22 protein-coding genes, 1 pseudogene and 1 riboswitch are annotated in these 24,183 nt (G+C 64.4%); of the genes and pseudogenes, 10 read left to right on the plus strand and 13 right to left on the minus strand.

The window, feature by feature from the left end; translation table 11 throughout:
- The first annotated feature begins 280 nt into the window (after window positions 1-280).
- The 5 genes from AB0Y14_RS07190 (at window position 281) to AB0Y14_RS07210 (ending at window position 5,213) form a co-directional block, all read left to right on the plus strand.
- Window positions 281-751 carry a hypothetical protein gene (locus tag AB0Y14_RS07190; RefSeq protein ID WP_436588498.1) on the plus strand — a complete coding sequence of 157 codons (471 nt, stop codon included), beginning with the start codon at window positions 281-283 and terminating at the stop codon, window positions 749-751.
- Between the two features lie 2 nt (window positions 752-753).
- Complete coding sequence (locus AB0Y14_RS07195; RefSeq protein ID WP_436588499.1) at window positions 754-948, plus strand: helix-turn-helix transcriptional regulator; 195 nt, start codon at window positions 754-756, stop codon at window positions 946-948.
- Between the two features lie 163 nt (window positions 949-1,111).
- On the plus strand, window positions 1,112-2,029 hold the full coding sequence (gene pdxS / locus AB0Y14_RS07200; RefSeq protein WP_178979172.1) for a pyridoxal 5'-phosphate synthase lyase subunit PdxS: 918 nt from the start codon (window positions 1,112-1,114) through the stop codon (window positions 2,027-2,029).
- A 7-nt stretch (window positions 2,030-2,036) separates the two neighbouring features.
- The gene (gene pdxT / locus AB0Y14_RS07205; RefSeq protein ID WP_436588500.1) at window positions 2,037-2,621 is read left to right on the plus strand and encodes a pyridoxal 5'-phosphate synthase glutaminase subunit PdxT; all 585 of its coding nucleotides are present in this window, start codon (window positions 2,037-2,039) and stop codon (window positions 2,619-2,621) included.
- A 168-nt stretch (window positions 2,622-2,789) separates the two neighbouring features.
- A complete protein-coding gene (locus tag AB0Y14_RS07210) occupies window positions 2,790-5,213 on the plus strand; it encodes an FdhF/YdeP family oxidoreductase (RefSeq protein WP_436588501.1) in 2,424 nt (807 codons plus the stop codon).
- Between the two features lie 63 nt (window positions 5,214-5,276).
- On the opposite strand, the gene AB0Y14_RS07215 is transcribed toward AB0Y14_RS07210, so the two are convergent.
- From AB0Y14_RS07215 to AB0Y14_RS07255, 9 genes are all read right to left on the minus strand, one after another.
- A complete protein-coding gene (locus AB0Y14_RS07215) occupies window positions 5,277-6,944 on the minus strand; it encodes an MFS transporter (protein WP_436588502.1) in 1,668 nt (555 codons plus the stop codon).
- Between the two features lie 2 nt (window positions 6,945-6,946).
- Window positions 6,947-7,390, minus strand: coding sequence for a DUF2871 domain-containing protein (locus AB0Y14_RS07220; protein WP_436588503.1), 444 nt, complete (start codon window positions 7,388-7,390; stop codon window positions 6,947-6,949).
- A gap of 225 nt (window positions 7,391-7,615) precedes the next feature.
- Window positions 7,616-7,984 carry an ABC transporter permease gene (locus tag AB0Y14_RS07225; protein ID WP_436588504.1) on the minus strand — a complete coding sequence of 123 codons (369 nt, stop codon included), beginning with the start codon at window positions 7,982-7,984 and terminating at the stop codon, window positions 7,616-7,618.
- An 82-nt stretch (window positions 7,985-8,066) separates the two neighbouring features.
- Window positions 8,067-9,395 (minus strand): LLM class flavin-dependent oxidoreductase, encoded by a 1,329-nt coding sequence (locus AB0Y14_RS07230; protein ID WP_436588505.1) that lies wholly within the window; start codon window positions 9,393-9,395, stop codon window positions 8,067-8,069.
- Complete coding sequence (locus AB0Y14_RS07235; protein ID WP_436588506.1) at window positions 9,392-10,174, minus strand: 3-oxoacyl-ACP reductase; 783 nt, start codon at window positions 10,172-10,174, stop codon at window positions 9,392-9,394. The genes AB0Y14_RS07230 and AB0Y14_RS07235 overlap by 4 nt, the downstream gene beginning before the upstream one ends.
- A gap of 78 nt (window positions 10,175-10,252) precedes the next feature.
- A riboswitch (TPP riboswitch) is annotated at window positions 10,253-10,348 on the minus strand.
- A complete protein-coding gene (efeB, locus tag AB0Y14_RS07240) occupies window positions 10,310-11,728 on the minus strand; it encodes an iron uptake transporter deferrochelatase/peroxidase subunit (RefSeq protein ID WP_436588507.1) in 1,419 nt (472 codons plus the stop codon). Its footprint overlaps the riboswitch before it by 39 nt.
- 14 nt (window positions 11,729-11,742) lie before the next feature.
- On the minus strand, window positions 11,743-13,059 hold the full coding sequence (efeO, locus tag AB0Y14_RS07245) for an iron uptake system protein EfeO (protein WP_436588508.1): 1,317 nt from the start codon (window positions 13,057-13,059) through the stop codon (window positions 11,743-11,745).
- A gap of 95 nt (window positions 13,060-13,154) precedes the next feature.
- Window positions 13,155-14,027, minus strand: a complete 873-nt coding sequence (gene efeU, locus AB0Y14_RS07250; RefSeq protein ID WP_436588509.1) for an iron uptake transporter permease EfeU — start codon at window positions 14,025-14,027, stop codon at window positions 13,155-13,157.
- A 224-nt stretch (window positions 14,028-14,251) separates the two neighbouring features.
- Window positions 14,252-15,631 (minus strand): MATE family efflux transporter, encoded by a 1,380-nt coding sequence (locus AB0Y14_RS07255; RefSeq protein ID WP_436588510.1) that lies wholly within the window; start codon window positions 15,629-15,631, stop codon window positions 14,252-14,254.
- Between the two features lie 52 nt (window positions 15,632-15,683).
- Here AB0Y14_RS07255 and AB0Y14_RS07260 point away from each other — a divergent pair.
- Together AB0Y14_RS07260 and AB0Y14_RS07265 are read left to right on the plus strand one after the other, a co-directional pair.
- A pseudogene (locus tag AB0Y14_RS07260) lies at window positions 15,684-18,067 on the plus strand (ATP-binding cassette domain-containing protein).
- Window positions 18,064-18,573: a hypothetical protein gene (locus AB0Y14_RS07265; RefSeq protein WP_436588511.1), complete on the plus strand. Its 510-nt coding sequence runs from the start codon at window positions 18,064-18,066 to the stop codon at window positions 18,571-18,573. The pseudogene AB0Y14_RS07260 and the gene AB0Y14_RS07265 overlap by 4 nt, the downstream one beginning before the upstream one ends.
- Window positions 18,574-18,691: 118 nt before the next feature.
- On the opposite strand, the gene AB0Y14_RS07270 is transcribed toward AB0Y14_RS07265, so the two are convergent.
- From AB0Y14_RS07270 to AB0Y14_RS07280, 3 genes are all read right to left on the minus strand, one after another.
- Window positions 18,692-19,090: an RNA-binding S4 domain-containing protein gene (locus tag AB0Y14_RS07270; protein ID WP_436588512.1), complete on the minus strand. Its 399-nt coding sequence runs from the start codon at window positions 19,088-19,090 to the stop codon at window positions 18,692-18,694.
- A gap of 539 nt (window positions 19,091-19,629) precedes the next feature.
- Entirely contained in the window at window positions 19,630-20,148 is a 519-nt protein-coding gene (locus tag AB0Y14_RS07275) for a hypothetical protein (RefSeq protein WP_436588513.1), read from the minus strand.
- Window positions 20,149-20,235: 87 nt separating this feature from the next.
- Window positions 20,236-20,508, minus strand: a complete 273-nt coding sequence (locus AB0Y14_RS07280; RefSeq protein WP_436588514.1) for a hypothetical protein — start codon at window positions 20,506-20,508, stop codon at window positions 20,236-20,238.
- Between the two features lie 1,343 nt (window positions 20,509-21,851).
- Here AB0Y14_RS07280 and AB0Y14_RS07285 point away from each other — a divergent pair.
- The 3 genes from AB0Y14_RS07285 (at window position 21,852) to AB0Y14_RS07295 (ending at window position 23,984) form a co-directional block, all read left to right on the plus strand.
- Window positions 21,852-22,622: an SDR family NAD(P)-dependent oxidoreductase gene (locus AB0Y14_RS07285; protein ID WP_436588515.1), complete on the plus strand. Its 771-nt coding sequence runs from the start codon at window positions 21,852-21,854 to the stop codon at window positions 22,620-22,622.
- A gap of 442 nt (window positions 22,623-23,064) precedes the next feature.
- On the plus strand, window positions 23,065-23,268 hold the full coding sequence (locus AB0Y14_RS07290) for a cold-shock protein (RefSeq protein ID WP_436588516.1): 204 nt from the start codon (window positions 23,065-23,067) through the stop codon (window positions 23,266-23,268).
- A gap of 203 nt (window positions 23,269-23,471) precedes the next feature.
- A complete protein-coding gene (locus AB0Y14_RS07295) occupies window positions 23,472-23,984 on the plus strand; it encodes a ferritin (protein WP_436588517.1) in 513 nt (170 codons plus the stop codon).
- Between the two features lie 70 nt (window positions 23,985-24,054).
- On the opposite strand, the gene AB0Y14_RS07300 is transcribed toward AB0Y14_RS07295, so the two are convergent.
- Window positions 24,055-24,180, minus strand: a complete 126-nt coding sequence (locus AB0Y14_RS07300) for a hypothetical protein (protein WP_436588518.1) — start codon at window positions 24,178-24,180, stop codon at window positions 24,055-24,057.
- Window positions 24,181-24,183 lie beyond the last annotated feature (3 nt).

Below are 24,183 nucleotides of genomic sequence, written 5' to 3' on the forward strand. Positions count from 1 at the left end.
GTGACCAGGGTTTTCGACACGGGAACAGTCTCCACGGTCACCTGAGGAGGCAGGTCCGGAAGGTCGTTGTACGCGACGGAGGGAGACCAGGACATGCAAAAATTCTAGGAGATTTTTGCATGCCAGCCACGACATATAAACAATGTCCGGATTTTTTGCATGTTCTCTACGACCCGCATCATCGCTTTGCACGTCGGCAGGGGAGCTTGCCCGCTTGCGTCCGACGCCCTGGCATGTAAAGGTGGCTTGACACGTCAAGGATGCTTTACAAGGAGGGCTGATGGCTCAGCACACCGAAACTCACCTTCTTCCTCATTGGGGGTATACCAAGGTCGGCTCCCGAAAGATCCCGGCATGGAAACCGGCTCTAGCACTCGGATTGCTGACGGACGGCGGGGCGAGTGTGGTCGCGACGCTCCTCACGACGTCCGGCTCCTTCAACACCCTGGCCTTCTTTGTCTTCCTGGTGTTTCTCTGGGCACCGCTGACCATGCTGTGGTGGGTCGCCCTCGTGGACAGAAAAACGGTACGGGGCGCTACCCGGGACCCGGAGAAGTCGATCGAGTCGACCTGGTACTCCCGCGCCGCGGAGGGAGTGTTCCATGACCTCATGATCATCATGGGATTGGGGGCCGTGGTGACTACATGGTGGAGGCCCTCCTTCGATATGTCCTGGTTCTTCCTGGGCGCCTGCGTTGTGATGATGCTCGACTTCGCCCTGCGATACGCCGTCATCAAAGCCAGGAGCTGACGATGGAGAACCGGGTGCGAGAGTACCGAAGCTCACGGGAGTGGTCCCAGCAGCACCTGGCCGACATGTTGGGGGTTTCCCGACAGACGGTTCTCTCGATCGAAAAGGGAAAGTACGACCCTTCCCTGCCCTTGGCCTTCCACATGGCCGCCGTCTTCGAGTGCATGATCGAGGATCTCTTCCTTCCGGAACTCTGAGGTGCCTGCGTCCGTTCGGGACGGCGGGACGGTGAGTTCCGGTGCCGGGCACAAACACACCAGACCGCCCGGGGGGTGGAGAAGCCTGCGCCCGACTGGACCAAAAATTTTCCACAATTCTGGCCCTTACGGTGATCCACCCATGCGGTGGACGATGGACCCCATGACTGATTCAACGAACGAAACCTCTGCCCGCACCGGCTCCCCTCTCGTCAAGAGGGGTCTGGCCGACATGCTGAAGGGCGGCGTGATCATGGACGTGGTCACCCCGGAGCAGGCACGCATCGCCGAGGATGCGGGCGCGGTCGCCGTCATGGCTCTGGAGCGGGTGCCCGCAGATATACGGGCCCAGGGCGGCGTCGCCCGGATGTCCGACCCGGATCTGATCGACCAGATCATCGACACCGTGTCCATCCCGGTGATGGCCAAGGCCCGTATCGGCCACTTCGTGGAGGCCCAGGTCCTGGAGTCCCTGAAGGTGGACTACATCGACGAGTCGGAGGTTCTCTCCCCCGCCGACTATGTCAATCACATCGACAAGCAGAAGTTCACGGTCCCATTCGTCTGTGGCGCCACGAACCTGGGTGAGGCCTTGCGTCGCATCGCCGAAGGCGCGGCGATGATCCGCTCGAAGGGCGAGGCCGGGACCGGTGACGTGTCCGAGGCGACCAAGCACATCCGCACGATCCGGGCGCAGATCGCGGACCTGCAGGCCGCGTACGCGGCGTCGCCCGATGCCCTGTACGTCAAGGCGAAGGAGCTTTCGGCCCCGTACGACATCGTCCTGGAAGTCGCTCGCACCGGGAAGTTGCCGGTGGTTCTGTTCACCGCGGGCGGCGTGGCGACACCGGCCGATGCGGCGATGATGATGCAGCTCGGTGCGGATGGCGTGTTCGTCGGCTCCGGCATCTTCAAGTCCGGGAACCCGGAGCAGCGTGCGGCCGCCATCGTCAAGGCCACCGCCTACTACGACGACGCCGCGGCGGTCGCCGAGGCTTCTCGCGGTCTGGGCGAGGCGATGGTCGGCATCAACGTGGGCGATCTGCCCGCGCCGCACCGTCTTGCCGAACGCGGGTGGTAAGGCGGCGATGAGCAACCCAACGATTGGGGTTCTCGCGCTCCAGGGCGGGGTGGCCGAGCACCAGCGAATGCTCGGCCACCTCGGTGCGGAGACCGTATTGGTCCGTAGGCCCGAGCAGCTGGGCGCCATCGATGCCTTGGTACTGCCCGGTGGTGAATCATCCACGATCGACCGCCTGACCAGGATCTTCGGGGTACGAGACCCTTTGATCGACGCGATTCGAGGCGGCCTGCCGGTTCTGGGGACGTGCGCGGGCCTGATCTTGCTCTCCTCCCACATCGATGACCCCGCTCCGGGACAGCAGTCCCTGTCCGTGCTGGACGTGGGGGTTTCCCGGAATGCCTTCGGTTCCCAGGTGGCCTCGGCGGAAGTCACCTTGAAGTGGTTCGGTGCGGCATCGCCGTCGGTCCGTGCCGCGTTCATTCGCGCACCCGTCGTCACGAGCCATGGCCCGGAGGTCGAGCCGCTGGCTGAGCACGAGGACCGAGTGGTTGCTGTGCGGCAGGGCAACGTTCTGGGTATCTCTTTCCACCCGGAGCTGACGGGCGACACCACGGTCCACCAGGAGCTTCTGGGGATGGCATCGACCTGACCGACCAGAATCCCGGCGGGGGGACGAGGGCCTTTCGCAAGGTCCCGGCCCAGAACCCATCGTCTGGCCACTTATTTCGTGGGCGGAGTATCGTGGGCGGCAAGACGTCGATCCGACCGCTCCCGGGCCGGTCGGACGAGGGAACCATACACCGGGCGAGGAGAGAGCATGACCGTTCATCCACACGTCAGGGGACAGTCCGACGAGACTGCCAGCGCTCCCGGTGCCCACAAGGGCCCGCTCGGAAGTTCCTATCTCCGGGGGCTGACCGGTCAGCTCGTCACCGAGTGGAACACCGATGGCGAGGAGGGCCAGGGCGGTTACGGCCCCCGCACGCACCGGCCCTTCTCCCACAAGGCATACCATCACCCGGCGGCCGGCTATGGCGCCGCGCTCTCCGTGAGCCAGGTCTTGGTCAAGGAGCGGGAACCGATCGAGGGCGCCCGTTCGATCTTCACCATGAACCAGACGGACGGCGGTTTCGACTGCCCAGGGTGCGCCTGGCCGGATGATCCCGGTGTTTCGATGGATATTTGCGAGAACGGGATCAAGCACGTCACGTGGGAGATGACGCCGAAGCGGACGACGCGCGAGTTCTTCGCCAAGCACTCCGTGACGGAGCTCGAGTCCTGGACCGACCATGACCTGGAGAAGGTCGGTCGGCTCACCGAGCCCATGTCCTACGACGCCGAGTCCGACCACTACATTCCGATCACGTGGGAGGATGCCTTCGCGATGGTCGGGGACACCCTCCGGGGCCTGGACAGCCCCCACGAAGCCACGTTCTATACTTCGGGGCGCCTGAGCAATGAGGCCACGTTCCTGTACCAGCTCTGGGCACGCGAGTTCGGCACGAATAATCTGCCCGACTGCTCGAACATGTGTCACGAGGCATCCGGCCGTGCGTTGACGGCTTCGCTGGGCACGGGGAAGGGAACTGCCGACCTGAACGACTGGCTCCAGGCGGACCTGCTGTTCGTGATGGGCGTGAACGCCGGGTCCAATGCGCCGCGCATGCTCACGGCGTTGGCCGAGGCCGAGCGCAAGGGCACCAAGATCGTTCACATCAACCCGATCATTGAGGGCGCGACCAACGGAACGATCGTGCCGCACGAAATCGATCAGATGATGATGGCCAAGGTCACGCGGACTTCCTCCCTGAATCTCCAGGTGCGGCCCGGTGGCGACATGGCGCTGATGCGCGGCATCGGCAAGCGTCTGGTCGAACTCTCCGAGAACGACCCGGAGGCCATCGATCACGCATTCCTCGAGGAGTACACCCACGACTTCGAGGCGTACCGCACGCTCGTCGAGCAGACCTCCTGGGAGGACATCGAGGAGCAGTCGGGTGTTTCCAAGGGCCAGATCATGCAGCTCGCGAACCTGTACCGCGAGTCCAACAAGACGCTGATCTCCTGGTGCCTCGGTGTTTCCCAGCACGAGCACGGCGTGGACACGGTCCGCGAGATCGTCAACCTCCTCATGCTTCGCGGAAACCTGGGCAAGAACGGCGTCGGCCCCTCCCCCGTGCGCGGACATTCGAACGTCCAGGGCAACCGGACCTGCGGCATCGACCACCGTCCGAGCAAGGACTTCATCGAGAAGATCAACAACGTTTTCGGCCTGAATGCGCCGACTGAGCACGGCCTGGACACGGTCAGCTCGATCGAAGCCATGCACGAGGGTTCGGTCAAAGTATTCGTTTCTCTGGGCGGCAACTTCGTCCGGGCGGTACCGGATCCGGAGTACACCGAGAGGGCCATGCGGAATCTTGATCTGAATGTACAGGTCAGCACCAAGCTGAACCGCAGTCATATTGTGCACGGCAAGAAGTCGTTGATCCTCCCCTGCCTGGGTCGTTCCGAGAAGGACGTCCAGGCCTCCGGCGAGCAGTGCGTTTCTGCCGAGGACGCGATGTCCATGGTCCACGCCTCCTTCGGCATGAAGAAGCCGGCGTCTCCGCATCTTCTGTCGGAAATGGCGATCCTGGGCGGGATGGCTCGCGCGACTCTGCCCGATTCGACGACGCCGTTCGAGAAGTACGTGGACAACTACGACGAAATCCGTGACGTGATGGCCGAGGTTCTGCCCGGCTTCGAGAACTTCAATGAGCGCGTCCGCCAGCCGGCCGGGTTCCGCATCTACCAGGCGGCCCGGGAACTGGACTTTTCCAAGACCCCGACGGGCAGAGCGAATTTCTCGACCGCCGAGCTTCCGCAGGTCGATCCCGGTGAGGGCAAGCTGGTGCTTCAGACGATGCGCTCCCACGACCAGTGGAACACCACGATCTACTCGAACAATGACCGTTACCGCGGAATCAAGAACATCCGCACTCTGGTGTTCATGAATCCCGACGACATGCGCGCCCGCGGGATCCAGGAGGGGGATTTCGTGTCCATCACGTCCACCTCGAAGCTGGGCATCATGCGCCGACTGAACAAGTACCGGGCCTTCGCGAAGGACATCCCTCAGGGCAGCGCTGCCGGTTACATGCCGGAGATGAACGTGCTGATCGGCATCGAGGACTACAGCACGCAGTCAGAGCAGCCGCTGATGAAGAGCCAGCACGTCACGATCGAATTGGAGAAGTAGACCAGGAACCCAGCGTGTCCCGGACCCCCCCCGCTGCGCGGCACGCCCCATCGATCCTGCGGGTCATGCCCCTTCCTGACTCGCGGCTCGTGACCGCGTTGAGGCCCGACGCAACTTCACCGAACCGATGAATCCGAGGATAAGGAACACGGTGGCCACGAGCAGCGCCCACCTGACCGCGTCGGCGAAGCCCGAGGTCAGGGCGTCGACCATGGGCTGGGCGTTCGGACCGAGGTGCCCGGACTCTGCCTGTTGCCGCAGTTGCGGTATCGTCCCACCGGCAGATTGGCGCGTGGCCTCCGCAAGTTGTGTCGCACGGTCGTGGCCCAGCCCAGTGCCGTCCAACGAGGCAGGCATCGTGAGGCTCAGGGACACGGACAGTGCCGCACCGGCGAAGGCAGTGCCGAGGGCGGAGCCGATCTGGCGCACCGTGGACTGCGTGGCGGAGGCTTGGCCCGAAACGTCCACGGGAATGTCCCGCAGCACGGTTCCGGTCAGTTGCGCCGAGGCGAGACCGAGACCCAGCCCGTAGACCACCAGGGGAATCGCCACGATCCACCCCGACGTCGACGGGCCGAGCAACAGCGCGAGGACCAGCACGCCCAAAACCTCCAGTCCCAGGCCGATCAGCACGGTGCCTTCAGCGCCGAATCGCGCGGCGAGGTGGCGCGCGGAGGCCCCCGAGAAGAAGGCGCCCACGGCCATTGCCGCGAGGATCAGCCCCGAACCCATGAGACTCAGTCCGAGAGCGTTGGTCAGGTACAGCGGGAGCACGAAGATGATCGCGAACTCGCCCACGGCAACCATGGCCGCTGTGAGGTTTCCCCACGAGAATGTGGAGACCGCGAACACATCGAGGTTGAGCAGCGCCGAGCGCTGGACCTTGTCACGGTGACGTTCCCACACCCCGAACAAGACGATCGCGACGAGGCCGGTCAGCAAGGTCACAGGAACGATCGAGATCGCCGCGGTCTGCGGCCAGACCCACCCGCCGATCGAGAAATCGGCTTGAGGAGTCCACCAACCGAGGTTGGGTCCTTCGATGACCGCGAAAACGAGGGCCCCGAATCCGATGGCGCTGAGCAGGGCGCCGTCGACGTCGGCCCCCTTGCGTCGCTCCGGGTTGCGCGTGTTGGGCACCGTGATGATCGCGGCCGCGGCAATCACGAGGCCGAGCGGAATGTTGATGAGGAAGATCCAGGGCCACGAGGCCCATTGCGTCAGCGCGCCGCCGGCGAGGGGACCGACGGCGGCGGCCCCGGACATCACCGCTCCCCACACGCCGAATGCGGGCGCCCGGTACTTGCCTCGGAACACCGCGTTCACGGTGGACAGCGACGACGGCATGATGAATGCCGCCCCCACGGCCTGGAGGGCGCGGGCCGCGATGAGCGGCCCGGCGGAGACGGCCAGGGAGGCGCAGAGACTGCCGGCGACAAAGACCAACAGCCCGACGACGAACATCACCTTGCGTCCCCAACGATCCGCTAGCTTACCCGTGGAGAGCAGCAGGGCCGCGAGAAGGACCGCGTAGAGGCTGTTGACCCACTGGGCTTCCGTGAGGTCCAGGTCCAGGTCGGAGATGATCTCTGGCAGGGCGACCCCGACGATCGTGCCGTCCAGGACGATCATTCCCAGCCCGACGGCGAGGACGGCGAGCGCCAACCAGTCCTTGGAAGACGGCTTGGGCGCTTCGCCGGTTTCCGGGTTCGAATCGGCAACCGGGCTCATGACTAGGCCTGCACGGATTTCGTCGAGTCTTTCTGATCGCGGATGACGGCCCGTCGCAGAGCGATGAACAGAACGATCATGCCCGCGGTGATCAGGATATGTCCCAGCCCGGCGATGCCGGAGATCATGGCGTTGGATTCCTGTCCGAGAACGGTGAGCATTCCGTGCCACACCATGGTGCCGGAGGTGACGATGACGCCGGCGTTGTACAGCCAGAAGAACCAGGTGAACAGTTTGGGGCTGCGGGAGAATCCGAATGCCTTCTCCAGGGCCAGCGCCACGAGGAGCACGATGAATCCCAGTGTGAGAACGTGCGTGTGGACGAGGCTCAGCTGGGTGAACCCGCCCTCCGGGAAATCATGGGATTTGGTGAATTCCCGGTAGAAGAGCCCAGAGAGGACCCCCACCACCATGTAGATGAATGCAGCGTTGAACAGCTTTTTCATAATGCTCCTATAGGCGTCGTGTCGGCAGGTGAACCGACTCGGTATTGAGTCCGAAAAACCAGGTTCTTCAATTTCACCAAGCCAGCGCCTGTTCGACATCGCCGGAAAGAGTGAGTTCGGATCAACCATTCGGATGATGCACTCGCTTCGTCCAACCCGGCGGGAGCTCGATCGACCTCGTGGTCTGCAGGTTCGCGGGTTCGTCTCCGACCGACCCGCCGGGCGTCATGCGTGCATGAGGGTCTCCACAGGGTCCGTCTTCCCGGCTTTCCACGCGGGGTAGGCGCCCGCCAGCAAACCCACGGCCAGGCCCGCGACGACGCCGCCGAGCACCGTGTCCATCCGGAGGATGGGTCGCCAGTGGTTCACGAGGCTGATGGTCGCGACCGCGTCCAGGGCAAGGGCCGTGCCGAGGATCGTGCCGACGGCGCTCGTGAGCACGGCTTCGGCGGAGAACTGTGCCGCGATGCCCAGGGGTCGCGCCCCCACGGCGAGCCTCAACCCGATCTCCCGGCGTCGCTCCAGGACGGCGACCAGGAAGGTGTTCATGATGCCGATGGTCCCGATCAGCAGGGTCACACCGGAAAGAATCATCAGCAGAGAGCGTTGCTCCTGGTCAACGGCTTGTCTCAGAGTTTTGGGTTCGGGTGGAACGCTCGCGGAGAACAGTCCCGGCTTACGCGGGCTCCGCGCCGTCGGTGCCTCCCCCTCCAGCCAGATGCCCCCGGAGGGTCGCGGCGTCGTAGTCCGTGCGGAATCGGCCGCGTTTCTGGAGTTCCGGAATCACCTGGTCCACGAAGTCCTCGATGCCGCCCGGCAGGGTCGGGGGCATCAGGTTGAACCCGTCCGCTCCCCCGTGGTCCATCCAGTGCTCGATCTGATCGGCAATGGTCTCCGGGGTCCCGACCATGGTGCAGTGTCCGCCACCGGCCGCGAGTCGCCCCAGGAGCTCGCGCACCGTGGGGCGCTCGGCTTCGATAATGCGCAGAATCGTCGCGTATCGCCCTTTGGGCCCGGTGAACTGCTCGAGCGGTTCGAGTCCCGGGACCGGCGCATCGAGCTCCCAGTCGCTGCAGTCGCGCTGCACGAATTTCCCCAGCTGGCGCAGGGAGGCCTCGACGGGCAGGAGCTCGTCCAGCTCCCTTCGCTTCCGTTCGGCTTCCTCGACGGTCGAGCCCACGTAGGTCACGAGCCCGGGCATCACGACGACGTCGTCCGGGTTCCGTCCCGCGGCCGCGGCCCGACGACGAATGTCCGTGCGGTATTCCTCGCCCTGTTCGAGGTCGTAGGCGACGGCGTAGATACCTTCCGCCCGGCGCGATGCGAGGCTTCGTCCCGGTCCGGAGGCGCCGGCCTGGAACAGCACGGGACGCCCCTGCGGCGGTTCGGGCACGTTGAGCGGACCGGCGACCGAGAAGTGTTCACCCTCGTGGTCCACGCCGTGGATCATGGTCGAGTCGGCGTACCGCCCCTCGCGATCGGCGAGGATCGAGGCGCGGGGCCACGAATCCCACAGGGCCTGAACCGCGTCGACGAACTCTTCAGCCCGGCGATAGCATTCCTCGTGCCCCGGCAGGGTTGTCCCACCGTGGTTGCGCGCCTCGGCGTCGAACATGGACGTCACAACGTTCCAACCGATCCTCCCGCCGCTGATGTGGTCGAGGCTCGCGAGGATCCGGGCCGCATGGAAGGGAGTCCAGAATGAGCTGGACACCGTGCTGACCAGGCCGATCTTCGACGTCGCCCGCGCCATCGCGGAAAGGCACGTGAGCGGCTCCAGGAACCACGCGGGAGAGTCTTCGAGTCCGCCGGGGCTCAACGACTGGCCATCGGCGAAGAACACCGCGTCAAGCTTGCCGCGTTCGGCAGTGCGGGCGAGTTCCTCGTAATAGGCGATGTCCCCGAGCCTGTCGACCGAGGAGTCCGGGGCCCGCCAGGCCGCATTGTGATGCCCGCACCCGTAGATGAACAGATTGATGTGTGCTTGCTTTTTCCGGTCGCTCATCCTTTGACCAGCCCTCCGTCGACGATCAGGTTCTGACCGGTGACCGCACGCGCCCATGGGGAGGCGAAGAAGAGGACGGCGTCGGCCAGTTCGTCCGGGGAGGTGACGGAACGCAGGGGCGTGCCCTCGGCGATCGCGTCGAAGACTTCGGCCGGCGTCGCCGAACTCGCGTCGGTCTCCCGCAACAGACCACCCGAGACCATATTGACCGTAATGCCCTCCGGCCCCAGGTCATGCGAGAAGGTCCTGGTCAGGGACAACAGTGCGGCCTTGGCCGCCGTGTAGTCGTGGTACGGGACCACGGGGTTCTGAAAAAGGTTCGTACCGATGTTCACGATGCGCCCGAATCCCCGTTCGGCCATCCCGGGCCGGAGCGCCTGGATCATCGCGAGCGGCCCATGGAGGGAACCGTCGAGTTGCGTCCGGAATTCCTCGGGGGAGATATCGGCGGCCTTCGACCGCGCCTCGCCGTTGAAGCTGAAATCCACCAGGGCGTTATTCACCAGCGTAGTCGGGGCGGAATCGAAGAATTCCGAGGACGACGCCGCAAATTCCTGGATGCTCTCCCGGTCGCGAATGTCGAGGTTCGCGCACCGGGCCCGGTCGGGGTAGTCATCGACGATGCGCTGGGCATCGTCCTTGCTGCGGTGATACCCGATCACCACCCGGGCGCCTTCTCTGAGGAACGCTCGGCTGATGCTCGCCCCCAGGCCCCGCGCGCCGCCGGTGACGACGACGATGTGCTCGTTCAGGGGAATCGCGGTGCGTGTTTCTGTCATGGTCTCTGCCTCTCTGCCGAGGCGAAGGCACCCCATAGAGCGAGCCTCCCTCGACGAGAGCGGAGGTGCGCGGGTACGCGAGCGCTCTGCGGACATTCCCTTCGCCAGTGCTAACTGCATCAGGTTCGACGGGTTTCATCTCAGCCTCCCTCGGAGGCACCCCGTGTCGCGCGTCTCATCGTAGCACCGCTCATCGAACAGGCGCTGGCCCACCATGGCGTCTCCTTCTCGAATGCCCGGCGGTACCGCGAAGAGGGCAGAGGCCTGGTGCTGGAGGTACTCCGTGAGGGCATCCTTCTCGGTCATCTTCTTCAGTACCGGGTAGAAACCCGTCCGCGGATCGCGCACGAACGCAACGAAGAACATCCCAGCGTCCAGACGGCCCAGCGAGTCGTTGCCGTCGGTGTAGTTGTAACTGCGGCGGAGCATCCGGACGCCCTGGTTATTGTCGGCGCCGACCACCGCCACATGCGAGTCAGCAGGGATCGCGGTGCCACCGTCTCGACCCGGGGCGGCGAAGTCTGGTCGAGCGAATTCGTCCGAATCCTGTGGATCGGAAACCGACAAGGGCGCACCGTGATATTTGTCCCGACCGATCACCTCTTGCTGTTCGGAGAGTCGGACACGATCCCAAACCTCCAGGTGCATGTGGATCTTGCGCGCGACGACGTAGGTCCCGCCGTTCAGCCAGGAGGCCGCGGCGTCGTCCTCCGGCTGGACCCACACGTGGCGGCGCAGGAGCTCGGCGTCGTCCTCCGCCTTGAGGTTCGCGGTTCCGTCCTTGAAGCCGAGCAGATTTCGCGGGGTCCGCTGCTCTTTCGACGTCGATGAGCTGCGCCCGTATCCGATCTGACCCCACTTGAGCGTCGCGGACCCGAAGGCGATGCGGGTCAGGTTTCGGACCGCGTGCACGCAGACCTGGGGGTCGTTCGAGCAGGTCTGGATCAGGATGTCCCCGTCGCTGGCCGCCGCCCGCAGTGCCTCATTCGCGAATTTGGGGACACCGTCGGCCAGGACCCGCGGCATTCTGTCTTTGAGGCCGAAACGGTCACCGCCGTGCTCGTCCACGAACAGGGAACGCCCGAACCCGAAGGTGATGGTCAACCCGCTCGGCGGATACCCCCACACCTCGCCGGTGTCCGTCGGCGGCAGCTCGACGGTGTTCTCTGCACCTCCCACCGGTTCGCCCGCAACCATCTTCTCCGCCGCGGAAGTCCACGCGGTAAGCAGTCGCTGGAGCCCGTCCCGATTCCGGGTGGTGACCGTGTAGGCGACCGTATACATGGTGTCCTGGGCGGGCGTCAGGATTCCTTGTTGGACCTCCCCGCGGAAACGGTACCGAAGTTCGTCCGGGCCGGATGCCGCAGCGGCGTCGATCCCCCTCCGGTGCCCCAGGACCTCACCGCCGAAGCCCGAGACCCCCATGAGACCCGCGACGCCGGCCGCGCCGACCAGCCTGCGCCGGGAGAACCCCCGATTCCGCCCGCTGGTCGGCACGGCCTCACCCCCTGCCGGGTCCTTGATATCGTTCCCGGCATGCTCGTGTGCTGACATCGTCGCGGTCGCCCCTAGTGGAGGACCGTTCCGGCGATCTTGGACAGCGGCTCGCTCAGACCGTTGACGGCATCGGAGAACTTCCGCTGCGTCTCGGTGTAGGCGGAGGCGTCCGGCGTTTCCCCGGCGTCTTTCTGGACCGCGGCGACCAGAGAGTAGTCCCGGAAGGTTTCTGTGCCGTCGTCGGTCCTCCCCGAGACCTGTTCCTCGATCCGGGCCTTCACGGTCCCGAGATTCGATTCGACCGACTCCGCCAGAGCGGGGTCCTTCTTCCGCACCAAATCCGCCACGTTGCCGTACGCGACCTCGGCCCCCTCGACGTTGGCCTTGAAGTCGTACATGTCGGTGTGGGAGAAGGTCTCCTCCTCGCCGACGATCTTGGACTTCGCGACCTCCTCCAACAACGACGACGCCCCGGTCGCCACGTCCGCCAGCTTCAGCTCGAAGTCACCGTCCACGCCCTTGATCTGTCCGTAGACGAGATCGTAGAGCTTCTGGGTGTTCTCGTTCAGATCGTCCGCGGCCTTCTGGCGTTCCTCGTCGCTGGCAAACCGGAAGGGCGAGTCGTCGTTCCCGAACAGGTCCGCCTCGATGCGGTGCCATCCGGTCCACCCCTTGAGGACCTCGGGGTCGGTGGGCTCCTTGTGGGCATCCGCCGAGAGGTCCTGGACTCGGGCGTCCAGGGCGGCGTCGAGGTCCCCGGCCTCTTCGATCCCGAAGGCCTCGGCCGTGGGTTCGATGCGTTCGTAGTGCTGGCGCGCCAGCGGGTAAAGGGATTTTGCCTTCTCGACCTCACCCGAGGTGTAGGCCTTCGCGAACTCCTGGGTCGCGGTCAGTAGCTGGCCCGTCTGGTCCTTGACGTAGGACGTGTACCCGGTGATCGCTCGATCTTCCGCGGCCTTGGTGTCCTCGGAGACGTCGACGTCGTCTCCTTGGGAGACCTCGAACTCGGACAGGCCCACGAAGTTGCCCACCATGTTGGGCTTGCACGCGGTGTAGTACGTGCCTTGTCTGAGCGCGGTGGTGAGCTCGGCGGTCGTGCCGGGACCGATGTTCTCTTTCTCGGAGGCGATCTGGAGTTTGTTCTCCGTGAGGATCTCGAACTCGTTGGGTTTGGTTCCCTTGTTCGAGATGCTGAATTCGACCTTGCCCGAAGGGATCTGCGAGGGCTTCGTGGTGCATGTATCGTCCGTGATGTCCACCGTGACCTTGTGGGCTCCCGGCGCACTCGCCGACGCCCCGGACGAAGCCTGAGGGTTGTCGGCGCAGGATGCCAGGGTGAGTGCTAGGGCAAAGGTTGCGGGAACGAGCAAATATTTGGTGTTCTTCATGATTTCCTCTGGGTGTGGTGAGGGCCCGAGCGACGTCGTCCGGGCCTGCGGCGTGGAAGAAAGTCTGTGGGGCGCCCGGTGGCGGCTCCTCCGGGTCAGTGGGGTTTCCCAGCCGGCACGGTCTCGGAGGGGGCTTTCCGCCCGATCCCGGAGCGACAGGCGTACAGGACGGCTATCGGGACGAAGTACGCGATCCACGCGATGACCTGAAGCACCGTGGGCTGGAGGTTCACCTGGAAGGTGGCCTGGCCGAGGACGTAGAGCCAGAACAGAGGGGAGCCAGCGGCCGGAAGGCTGCCGCTGAGGTCCCACGCGTGATTCATGATGCCGGGAAGTACCCCCGCCTCCTGGAGGTCTCCGATCCCGTAAGAGCAGATCCCGGCCGCGACAAGGATCAGGAAGCAACTCGTGATGGAGAAGAATCTGCGGAGGTCGATGGTGCGGGCCCCGTGGTAGACGAGGTGGCCGAGCAGGAGGGCCAGGAGCAGGCCGGTGACCACTCCCGCGGTGGTCGCCACGGCGTTGGTCTCGATGGACGAACGAACCGTGGCCCAGATGAACAGCGCGGTTTCGACCCCTTCCCGTCCCACGGCCAGGACCGCGATCCACACCATCCCCCAACCCGAGGACCGCTCGACCAGGGATCGCCGCGTGGACGACTCCAGTTCCTGCTCGAGGCCCCCGGAGTGACGGCCCATCCAAAAGATCATCCACGTCACCATCGCCACGGCAACCAGAGACAGGCCACCACCGATGATTTCCTGGGCTTGGAACGTCAGGGTCTTCGGCCCCCAGGTCAGCGCGGCACCGATCGCCAGCGGGATGAGGGCTGCCAGGCCGACTCCGAGCCAGAGCCGGGGAAGCACGTCTCGTCGATCGGCCTTGACCAGGCATGCGACGAGGACCCCCACGATGAGGGACGCCTCGAAGCCCTCACGGAGGGCGATCAACAGGTTTGCGAGGAACACAGAATCTCCATGACACCGTGAATCGTCGGATGCCTACGGTGGGCCCCCGACGGCCGGATAGACAGAAGAAGTATACCCTTAATTACTATGAAGCATTGCCTATGTAGTTAGAGTAGCAAACCTTTATCGGCGGCATGTGCACAGCGGGACGTCCCCCTGAACGCGGCGTCGTCACTACCCGGGGCATGGGCATCCTCCGCCGGAATGCGTCCCAGGAATGTGCCTCAGGCCCGGATCCACACGTCAGAACGCGAGCGCCACCCCAAGGTGATACCCCGCAGGCCCATGAAGCCCAAGGCGTAGGCGAGCCATATGCAGACGAAACCCCAGCGGTCGACGCCGTCACCCTGGTCGCCGCTCACGACCAGAATCCACCAGAGCAACGGAGAGTAGACGACCAGGCACACGAAGGAGGCCAGCGCCAAGTACTTCACGTCCTGGGCCCCGATCAGCACGCCGTCGAGGATGAAGACGTACGAGGCCAAAGGCTGTCCGATGGCCACCACGATCATGGCGATCGCGAAGAGATGCTGGACCTGGGGGTCGGGGGTGAAGGCCCAGCCGAATCCGTAGCCCAGGATCGGGCAAATGAGCCCGGTGATCACGCCGAAGCCCAGCGACCACCGGATCAGGCGGTTCATGAGCCCCCGGACGTGCTGTTTCTCGGAGTCCAAGGTCAGGTCCCGGCTGCCCATTTCTTTCCCGAGCAGGGCCTGTGCGGCGATCGCGAGCGCATCGAGCCCGAAAGCCATGAACCCGAAGAGCGACATGGTCAATTGGTAGCCGGCCAGGTTGACGGGCCCCTGATGAGTGACCACGAAGACGGTCAGGAGCATCGCGGCACGCATCGAGGCCGTACGCAGCATGAGCCAGGACCCGACCGAGAGGATCTCGCCGATCCGTCGCGACGTCGTCCTCCAAGAGATGCCGTGCTCCCGAGACCCACCCATGATCATGCGCAAATAGATCGCCGCCATGCCCCACTGGACCAGGGACGTGCCGATGGCAGAACCCGCGACCCCGAGGTCGAGGAGGAACACCAGGATCAGGTTGAGGACGATGTTCACCCCGGCCCCGACCGAGGCGACGTACAGGGGCGTCCTGGTGTCCTGGAGGCCGCGCAGAATTCCCAGAGCGGCCAGAACGATCAGCATTCCGGGAAGGCCGGGCATCGACCAGCGCATGTAGGCCACCGCATGGTCCAGGGTCTCGCCCTGCGCGCCCATGTGCCCGAGGACTGTCGGCGCGAGGACGGCCCCAGCGACGGCGAGCACGATGCCGATCCCGAGCGCGACCCAGAGACCATCCCGACCCTTCTCATAGGCGGCTTTGAGGTTCCGTGCACCGAAGAACCGTGCAACGGCCGGGGTGGTCGAGTAGGACAAAAAGATCATGAGCCCGATGACGGTCTGGACCACGGTCGACGCGACGGAGAGACCGGCCAATTGTTTGGTTCCGAGGTGACCGACGATCGAAGTGTCGGCGAGGATGAAGATGGGCTCGGAGATCAAAGCTCCGAAGGCGGGGAGTGCGAGGGCCAGAATCTGCCGGTTCAGGCTTTTCGCGGACGTCTCGGCAGGGCTCTGGTCAGGAGGATTGTTCACCCGGTCAGTCTAGGAGGAGCTCGGGTCTCGGGTCATCTGGTTGAATCACATCATGAGCACCACCTCAGCCCAGGTCCACCCCGCCGACTCCCACGGCCTGATTCGGGTGCATTGCGCCCGAGAGAACAATCTCAAGGACATCAAAGTCGAGCTCCCCAAGCGGCGTCTGACCGCGTTCACGGGCGTGTCCGGCTCGGGAAAGAGCTCCTTGGTCTTCGGAACCATTGCCGCGGACTCCCAACGGCTCATCAACGAAACGTACAGCGCTTTCATCCAGGGCTTCATGCCCAGCCAGGCACGGCCCGAAGTGGATTTCCTGGACGGTCTCACCACCGCGATCATCGTGGACCAGGAGCGGATAGGCAGCAATGCCCGGTCCACGGTCGGCACGGTCACGGACGCGAACGCCCTGTTGCGGACGCTGTTCAGCAGGGTCGCGGAGCCCTCGATCGGCGGGCCCAAGGCGTACTCGTTCAACGTTCCCTCGGTGAAGGCGTCGGGCGCCATCACTGTCGAGAAGGGACATCGGAAAGCCACCAAGACGACCTTCTCGGTCACGGGTGGCATGTGCCCCAGGTGCGAAGGCATGGGGTCCGTGACCGACGTCGACCTCGAGGAACTCTACGACGAGGAAAAGTCCCTGGCCGAGGGGGCTATCAAGGTCCCCGGGTACTCCGGCGGCGGGTGGAACGTCCGGCTCTTCAGCGGGTCGGGGTTCGTGGATGCGGACAAGCCGATCAAGGAATTCACGCAGCGGGAAATGCACGATTTCCTGTACAAGGAGCCCGTGCGGATCAAGGTCGAGGGCATCAACATGACCTATGAGGGCCTGATCCCCCGCATCCAGAAGTCGATGCTGTCCAAAGACAAGGAGTCGATGCAGACCCATGTGCGCGCGTTCGTGGATCGCGCGGTCACCTACGTCACCTGCCCCGATTGCGGAGGAACGAGGCTCACGCAGGGCGCGCTGTCCTCCAAGATTGAGGGCAAGAACATCGCCGACCTGTGCAGCATGCAGATCAGCGACCTCGCTGACTGGGTTCGGGACCTGGAGATTCCTTCGGTCGAGCCGCTGCTGGCCTCGCTGCGTTATCTTCTGGACTCATTCGTGGAGATCGGTCTCGGGTATCTCTCCCTCGACCGCTCCTCCGGGACCTTGTCCGGAGGCGAGGCACAGCGCGCCAAGATGATCCGACACCTGGGGTCCTCGCTGACGGACGTCACCTATGTGTTCGACGAGCCGTCCATCGGTCTGCACCCGCACGATATCGAACGCATGAACAAGCTCCTGCTCCAGCTCAGGGACAAGGGCAACACCGTGTTGGTGGTCGAGCACAAACCGGAGATGATCCGCATCGCCGACCACGTGGTGGATCTCGGTCCAGGCGCCGGGACCGACGGCGGAGAGGTATGTTTCGAGGGCGACGTCGACGGGTTGCTGGCCTCGGACACGATCACCGGGAAGCACTTGGAGGACCGCGTCAGCCCCAAGGAGGCCGTGAGGACACCGACCGGGGCGCTCGAGATTCGCGGGCGAACCGGCACAACCTGCAGGACGTCGACGTCGATATTCCTCTCGGGGTGCTAACGGTCGTCACCGGCGTCGCCGGCTCCGGGAAGTCGTCGTTGCTTCACGGTTCCCTGTTGAAAGGCACCCACGCCGAGGACGAGGGGGTCGTTGCGATCGACCAGTCACCGGTCAAGGGGTCACGACGCAGCAACCCGGCGACGTACACCGGGCTCCTCGACCCGATTCGCAAGGCGTTCGCGAAAACCAACGGGGTGAAGCCGGGGTTGTTCAGCTCCAACTCCGAGGGTGCGTGCCCGACCTGCAACGGAGCGGGCGTCGTCTTCACCGACCTCGGCATGATGGCCGGTCTCTCGACCGTGTGCGAGGACTGCGAGGGCAAGCGCTTCCAGCCGGAGGTTCTGGAATACACCCTCGGCAACAAGGACATCAGCGAGGTCCTGGCCATGTCGGTCGCGCAGGCCCTGGAGTTCTTCGGTGCGGGCGAAAGCAAGGTGCCGGCGGCCCACAAGATCCTCAAGCGGCTCGACGACGTCGGCCTCGGCTACCTGAGTCTTGGCCAACCACTGACCACTCTCTCCGGCGGCGAGCGCCAACGCCTCAAGCTCGCCTCGCACATGGGGGAAAAGGGCGGGGTGTACATCCTAGACGAGCCGACCACGGGACTGCACCTGGCCGACGTCGAACAGCTTCTCGGTCTCCTGGACCGGCTCGTGGACTCGGGGAAGTCGGTCATCGTGATCGAGCACCACCAGGCGGTCATGGCTCACGCGGACTGGATCATCGACCTGGGACCGGGCGCTGGGCACGACGGCGGCCGGGTGGTCTTCGAAGGGACACCGGCCGAGTTGATAACATCCGGATCGACGACAACCGGCCGCCACCTGAAGGAATACCTCGAATCATGAGCACCCGCCCCAGACCCCTCGAGCACGGACCAGCAACAGACGTGGTCGAGGGGTCCGGGGCAGGGACCCCTGGGGCCGAGGCCTCCGTCGGTGCGGGGACCGGGGCGGCGGTACGCGGCGGTGTGGCACCCGGGGCGCCACGTGAGCGCGGCCGCGGGGTGTCTCGCGTCGGCGGGGTACTGACGGCGATCGGCGTCGCCCTCTCGATCGTCGCTTCCGTCCTGACCGGACTGCTCTTGGAGCACGCCGAAAGGACGTTGCCCTACCGGACCGTCAAGGAAGCCCTGGACCACGGCGACGGAGCCGCCTACGCCCCGTCGGTGGTCTGCGCGGCGTCGCAGGTCTTCTGGGTTGCGCTCGTCTTCTTGGGGTTCATCCTCCTGGTCATCGGCTTCGCCCGGGGATATCGCCGCACGTGGGTGTGGATTGCTGCCGTTCTGGGGCCCGTAGGACTGCTGGTTTCCGTGTCGGCCTTCGTGGTCACGCTGGGGTTGGCGGCGGCGTAGATTCAGGCTCGTCCGGGTCGGGTCACGCCCGACTTTTTCGCGCGACCCACGGCCTCTTCGCGCGGCGACGGCACCGTTCGGGCGGTCCGCGGCACTGTTCGGGCGGCCCCGGCGGCCTTCAGCCCCGGTGGCCCCAGAGCTTTTCGAGCTCGCGCCGTTCCTTCTTCGTCGGGCGACCGGCGCCCGGTTCACGACGTGGCACCGGTGCCGACAAGGCGCTTGGCTTCGGCGGCGAGTGGTCGACGTAGCACGTGCGCGCGATCGGCGCCCCGACGCGCTTGGTCAGCAATTTGGTGACCTCGAAGACCCGTTCCCAGCCGGGAGTCCTGACCTTGACGACGTCGCCCACCCGAATCGCCTGCGAGGCCTTGACGGGCTGGCCGTTGAGCCTCACGTGCCCCGCCCGACACGCGGTCGTGGCCGAGGACCGGGTCTTGTAGAGCCGGACCGACCAGAGCCACGCGTCGAGCCGGACGCTCGACGGCCCTTCCTGCGGAGCCTGGTTCTCGGAAGTCATGGTCACCATTCTAAATCGCACGGTCGAGACCACCCCAGCGGCCTGGGGTCGGGGTGGGCTGACCATACGGGTGCGGGGCGGCCGGTTTGGGGTGCTTTGGGTGGCCGGATTGGGTGGCGGTTGCCCACTTCGGAGGCGGTTCCCGACGCCGGCCCACGGTTCTTTGCCCCCGTTGATCCGCGCGTTGGGAGGCGGTTGCCCACTTCGGAGGCGGTCGCCGGCCCACACTTCCTGCTCTCGTGTGCTCCCCGTTAGGTGGCGGTTGCCCACTTCGGAGGCGGTCGCCGTCGTCGACCCACGGTTCTTTCCTCGTTGATTCGCACGTTGGGAGGCGGTTGCCCAATCCGGAGGCAGTTCCCGCCCTCAACCAACGATTCCTGACGCCGTTGGCCGCTACGTTGCGAGGGAGTTAGCCAATCCGGAGGCGTTCTCCGTCGTTAGGTGGCGGCGAAGCCCCCACCTAACGACGGAGAACGCCTCATTTTCGGGTAAACGCCACCCAACGCGCGGTCGGCCAATCGCACAGACCGGAACCGCGGTCATCGGAGCTTGTCCATCGCGGCCGCGATTCGCAAACGCAAGCCTGCCGGATCCCGGGTAACTTCGTTCCAGTTCGTCCGCAGGATCGTCCAGCCCTCAGCGACGATCAGTTTCTCCCGATGCCTCTCCTTGAAAACCACCTGATCCGTGGGCGCGAAGTCGAAGTACTTGGACTTTCCGTCGACCTCCAACCCCAGTTTGAAGCGCGGCCACCCGAAATCCAGATGCTTGGTCCCCTCTCTCGTACGAACGGGTTGCTGCGAGACGGGACGAGGCAGGCCGGGCGGGCACAGAACGAATCTGGTCATTGTTTCGGCGACGGACTGGCACCGTGGGTCGGCGAGCTCAAGAACCTGGCGCGCCCTTCCGATGCCATGACGACCTCGACCACGCACGACCAACGACTCGACCTCGGCCTTATCCACTCCACGTGCCAAGACCTGGTCCACAATAATCAGCCCCTCGCTCACCGGAAGGGTCAGCGAGCACTCGAAGGCCGTCCTCGCCAGCGGTGTCACATGTGGCCCTTCCCGGTATCTGACCCAGTCGTCCAGTGCATGCGGGCGAGCATGCGCCCTCACCAGAGGGTTGCTCGGGAAGGTGCGCTACGGCGTCGTGATGTGGATGCGGTCCGGAAGACGAAGAAGGCTGATGTCGTGAAACAGCGCGGCCGACACATGAGAAAAGACGAACGAGAGCTGATTTGTCTTCCATACCGCGAGGTGCCGGGCGATTGTTCTTTCACGCTCATTCGCCTGATGCCACCGGTCGGCGCGGACATAGACCCCGCGCGAGATTCGGGTGAACTCCCCTGAGCGAATCTTGTGGCTCAGTGTCTTCTCCGTCTCGCCCTGAGCCAGCAGAAATCTGGTTGTCATGACGTCCGAGGATGTTATCGGAGGGCATTTGTCGTTCATACGACCACTATCGACGCCGTTGACCGACCCTGGCACCCGTTCCGGCAATCTGTGGAAAACGGTGTTGGGAGGACGACGCCGCAAAGTTGGACGTCGGCACGCGTCGGGCGGAGGCTCCTTCGAGAATCAGTTGCCCAATTCGGTGGCGTTCGCCCGATTCGGTGGCGTTCGCCCGATTCGGTGGCGATTCCCGGCGTCAACAGCCGGTTCGCGACTCCGCCCCGACCTCCGTCAGGTGGTGGTTCCCCGCTCAGGTGGCGGTTTTCGGCGTCAATCGGCGGACTGACCGAGAACCCGACCCCGCGTTGGGAGGCGGTTGCCCAATTCGGTGGCGGTTTCCGTCCCCAACCGCGATTCCAGACCCGAATTTGCCCCCACGTTGGGAGGCGGTTGCCTCCAAATGTGGCATTCTCCGTCGTTAGGTGGGGTTTTGGCCGCCACCTAACGACGGAGAAACCCTCGCAATCGGGAAACCGCCACAAAACCGAACCTGCGGCGCGCAAAGAACCGTGGGCCGCCGCCGACCCGGACGCGAAGCGGGACCGCGGCGGCGTCGAAGTCCCGTTGCCGAGGACGCCGCATCCATCCGCGCCACCCAGGGCCCGAAACCCCGCCCCGAAGCCACCCTGTTAAAAACCAACGGCCGGGAGTGGAGCTATAGGGAAAACGCTCCACCCCCGGCCGATGATCCGAGACGGATTCGCGGTCCGCCTCTCATCAATCACTCGCACCTTATGAGGTACTTATTAACCTAATCGCCCCGACTGGAACACAACCCCCCATGGCCTGAAAGCCTCCTGTTAAACAGATAACGACTTGGACACGAAGCTGAACGCCGCGCCTACCTTGTGACCAGGTTAAATGGAACGTCCCGCTCGAGTGCGAGCACGAGCGGGACGTCAGCTTCCGCAATTCCCCCATATGGAGGGGCGCCGTACGACGTCGGTCGCCAACCTCCGTGCGGAAGCAGTTCCGGTCGCACGTGTTCGGCCGGAACAGCGTCGGATACCCTTGGCGCAAACCTGACCCACTTCCGGGCGGTGGACGGTGCCCGATGCTCCGTTGCGGAAGTGACTTTCCCCAGGACAGGAAAAGGATCACGGAAAGTCGGGGGCCGCCTCGCCGGGTGGTTTGTACAAGGACTTGTATCCGTTGCTGGTACTGATAATAACGGATGGACGAATCCTGGCAACGTGCTCGACACGCAGGTATTTATGATTTGTAGCACTCCAGGTCCCGCCCCGTGCGGCAGCGATCCCCGCCACCCCTCCCCTTGATCACACCCTGGCCGTAAAGTGACCTGTATGAACGACTCGACCGTCACACCGAACACCGTGTCCGAATCCCTCGAGAGGATCCGAGACCTCACCGCATCCCACGAGAACCACCCCGTCGTCGTCGTGACGGGGGCCTCCGGGGGGATCGGTTCCGAAGTTGCCCAAGACCTCTCCCGCGACCGTTTCGTCGTCGCCATCGGGCGCAATCGGGAAAAACTCGCAGAGCTCGCTGAATCGGGCGGGCCCGAAGGCGGGATCGTGCCGCTGGTCATGGACCTGAACGACGTCGACGCCATCGCGCAGGTGCTCAACCTTCTGCCGCGTGTCGATGCTCTGGTCAATGCGGCGGCCGTCGCGCCCCGGTTCACGCTCGAAGACGCCCGCCCCACCGACTGGCAGGACGCATTTCGAACCAACGTGACCGCGCCCGCCGAGGTCACGCGGGCCGTGCTGCCGCAACTGCGCGAGAGCCAGGGCACCGTGGTGTTCCTCGGCTCGGGAGCCTCTCGGGGGTCGAACCAGTACAACGTGATCTACTCGGCCACCAAGCACGCACTGCAGGCAACGGCCGATGGATTCCGCAAACAGGTCGCGGAGGACGGCGTCCGGGTCGCGACCGTCGCGCCCGGACCGACCGACACGAAAATGGTCCAGTGGGACGACGACTACCCCAAGTCCGAGCCTCCCAAGCTCATCGAGCCCTCGACCGTGGCGCGTTCGATCCGCCACGTGATCGACGCGCCAGCGGACACGCAGATCACTGAGGTTTGGGTCAGGCCCCGAGTCGAGGCCAAATAGCCGGGACGCGGTCTCGGGAGACATGCCGACGACGCCGCGTCCTCGCCCGCGATAACAGACGGGAGTGCGATTGCGGCGTCGTCGGACACAAAAAGCCACAGACATCGCGCCCGGCGGAATCCTCCGTCATCGTGACGACGCGTTCACACACGGTGCTCAACGCCTGGTAGGGTTGAAACCGAACACGTCGAGCCGCAGACGCACAAAGAAGTCCGTCAGCACCGCCGGCAATCACCATCGAAACCACCGCTCCCCTGAAAATATCGCGAGCATCCCATCACCAACCGAAGCGGAGACAGAACTATCTCGCTTCAACACCCCCAAAATTTTTGAGTTCTTTAAAGCAGTACGTCTGCGTTCAGCAGCTCAAGAACCGCGTCGGCAGAATCGACGCGGAGTACATGGTCACCCCAGGTGACCGACACGAAGGAAAGTTAGAATAATGGCTACAGGCACCGTCAAATGGTTCAACAGCGAAAAGGGCTATGGCTTCATTGCCCCCGATGACCATTCCAGTGATCTCTTTGCTCACTACAGCGCTATCGAGGGCGGCGGTTTCCGCAGCCTCGAAGAGGGCCAGAACGTCGAATACCAGGCTGAGCAGGGCCCCAAGGGTCTCCAGGCCACGAGCATCCGCGTTATCTGAGCGTGATTCCCCCTCGTAAGGGGGACTACCGAAGGGCCGTTGGCGAACAAGCGTTCGCCAACGGCCCTTTTTTGTCTGCCGAATGACCCAGGAATGTACTTTGGAAACCCTGACCTAAATTCAGCCGATGCACACCTGAAGTCTGTCTGAGGAAAGGCTGTACACGGCTGACAAGCCGCACAAACGGGCATATTCTCGAACCTATGAAGATGTCTACAGATCTTGAAAAGAAGTTCCAGGACCAGATCACCCTCGAGTTCGAAGCGTCCATCACCTACCGTCAGCTCGCCATCGAGGCGGACGAGCAGGACCTTCCCGGCATCGCCGCGTGGCTTCGCCACCAGGCCGATGAGGAAGTCGTCCACGCCAACAAGTTCATCGATCACCTCTCCGACCGCGGCAACCACGCCGAGATCGGCCAGATCAACGCACCGGCAGTGAAGACCGGCCTGTCCGTTCTGGAAATCTTCGAGGCCGCATTGGCCCACGAGGAAAAGGTTTCCCAGTCGATCCGCGATCTCTACCGCGAGGCAGAGGCGGAGGGCGATTTCGATTCCCGCCCGCTGCTGAACTGGTTCGTCGACGAGCAGATCGAGGAAGAAGCCACGGCTTCGGAGATCATCGGCCGCGTCAAGCTCATCGACGGCGAGGGATCCGGAATCCTCCGTCTCGACGCCGAGCTCGGCCAGCGCCCTGAAGAGGGCACCGAGGACTGATCACCCGGTCCCCCAGGCAATAGAGGGGCCCCGAACATCCATCGATGTTCGGGGCCCTTTTTCGGCGCTGTCACTTTTCGGAGTTCTTGCCGTCCTTGTCGATGCGCTGGTCCTCGGCTTCCTGGGTGGTTTCTCCCTGCCCGGGAACCTCCTCGGACAGCTCCTTTTCTTCCTTGTCACCATTCGAAGTGGTCATAGT

It is taken from the genome of Rothia sp. HC945 (genome assembly GCF_051370785.1).
Classification (GTDB): domain Bacteria; phylum Actinomycetota; class Actinomycetes; order Actinomycetales; family Micrococcaceae; genus Rothia.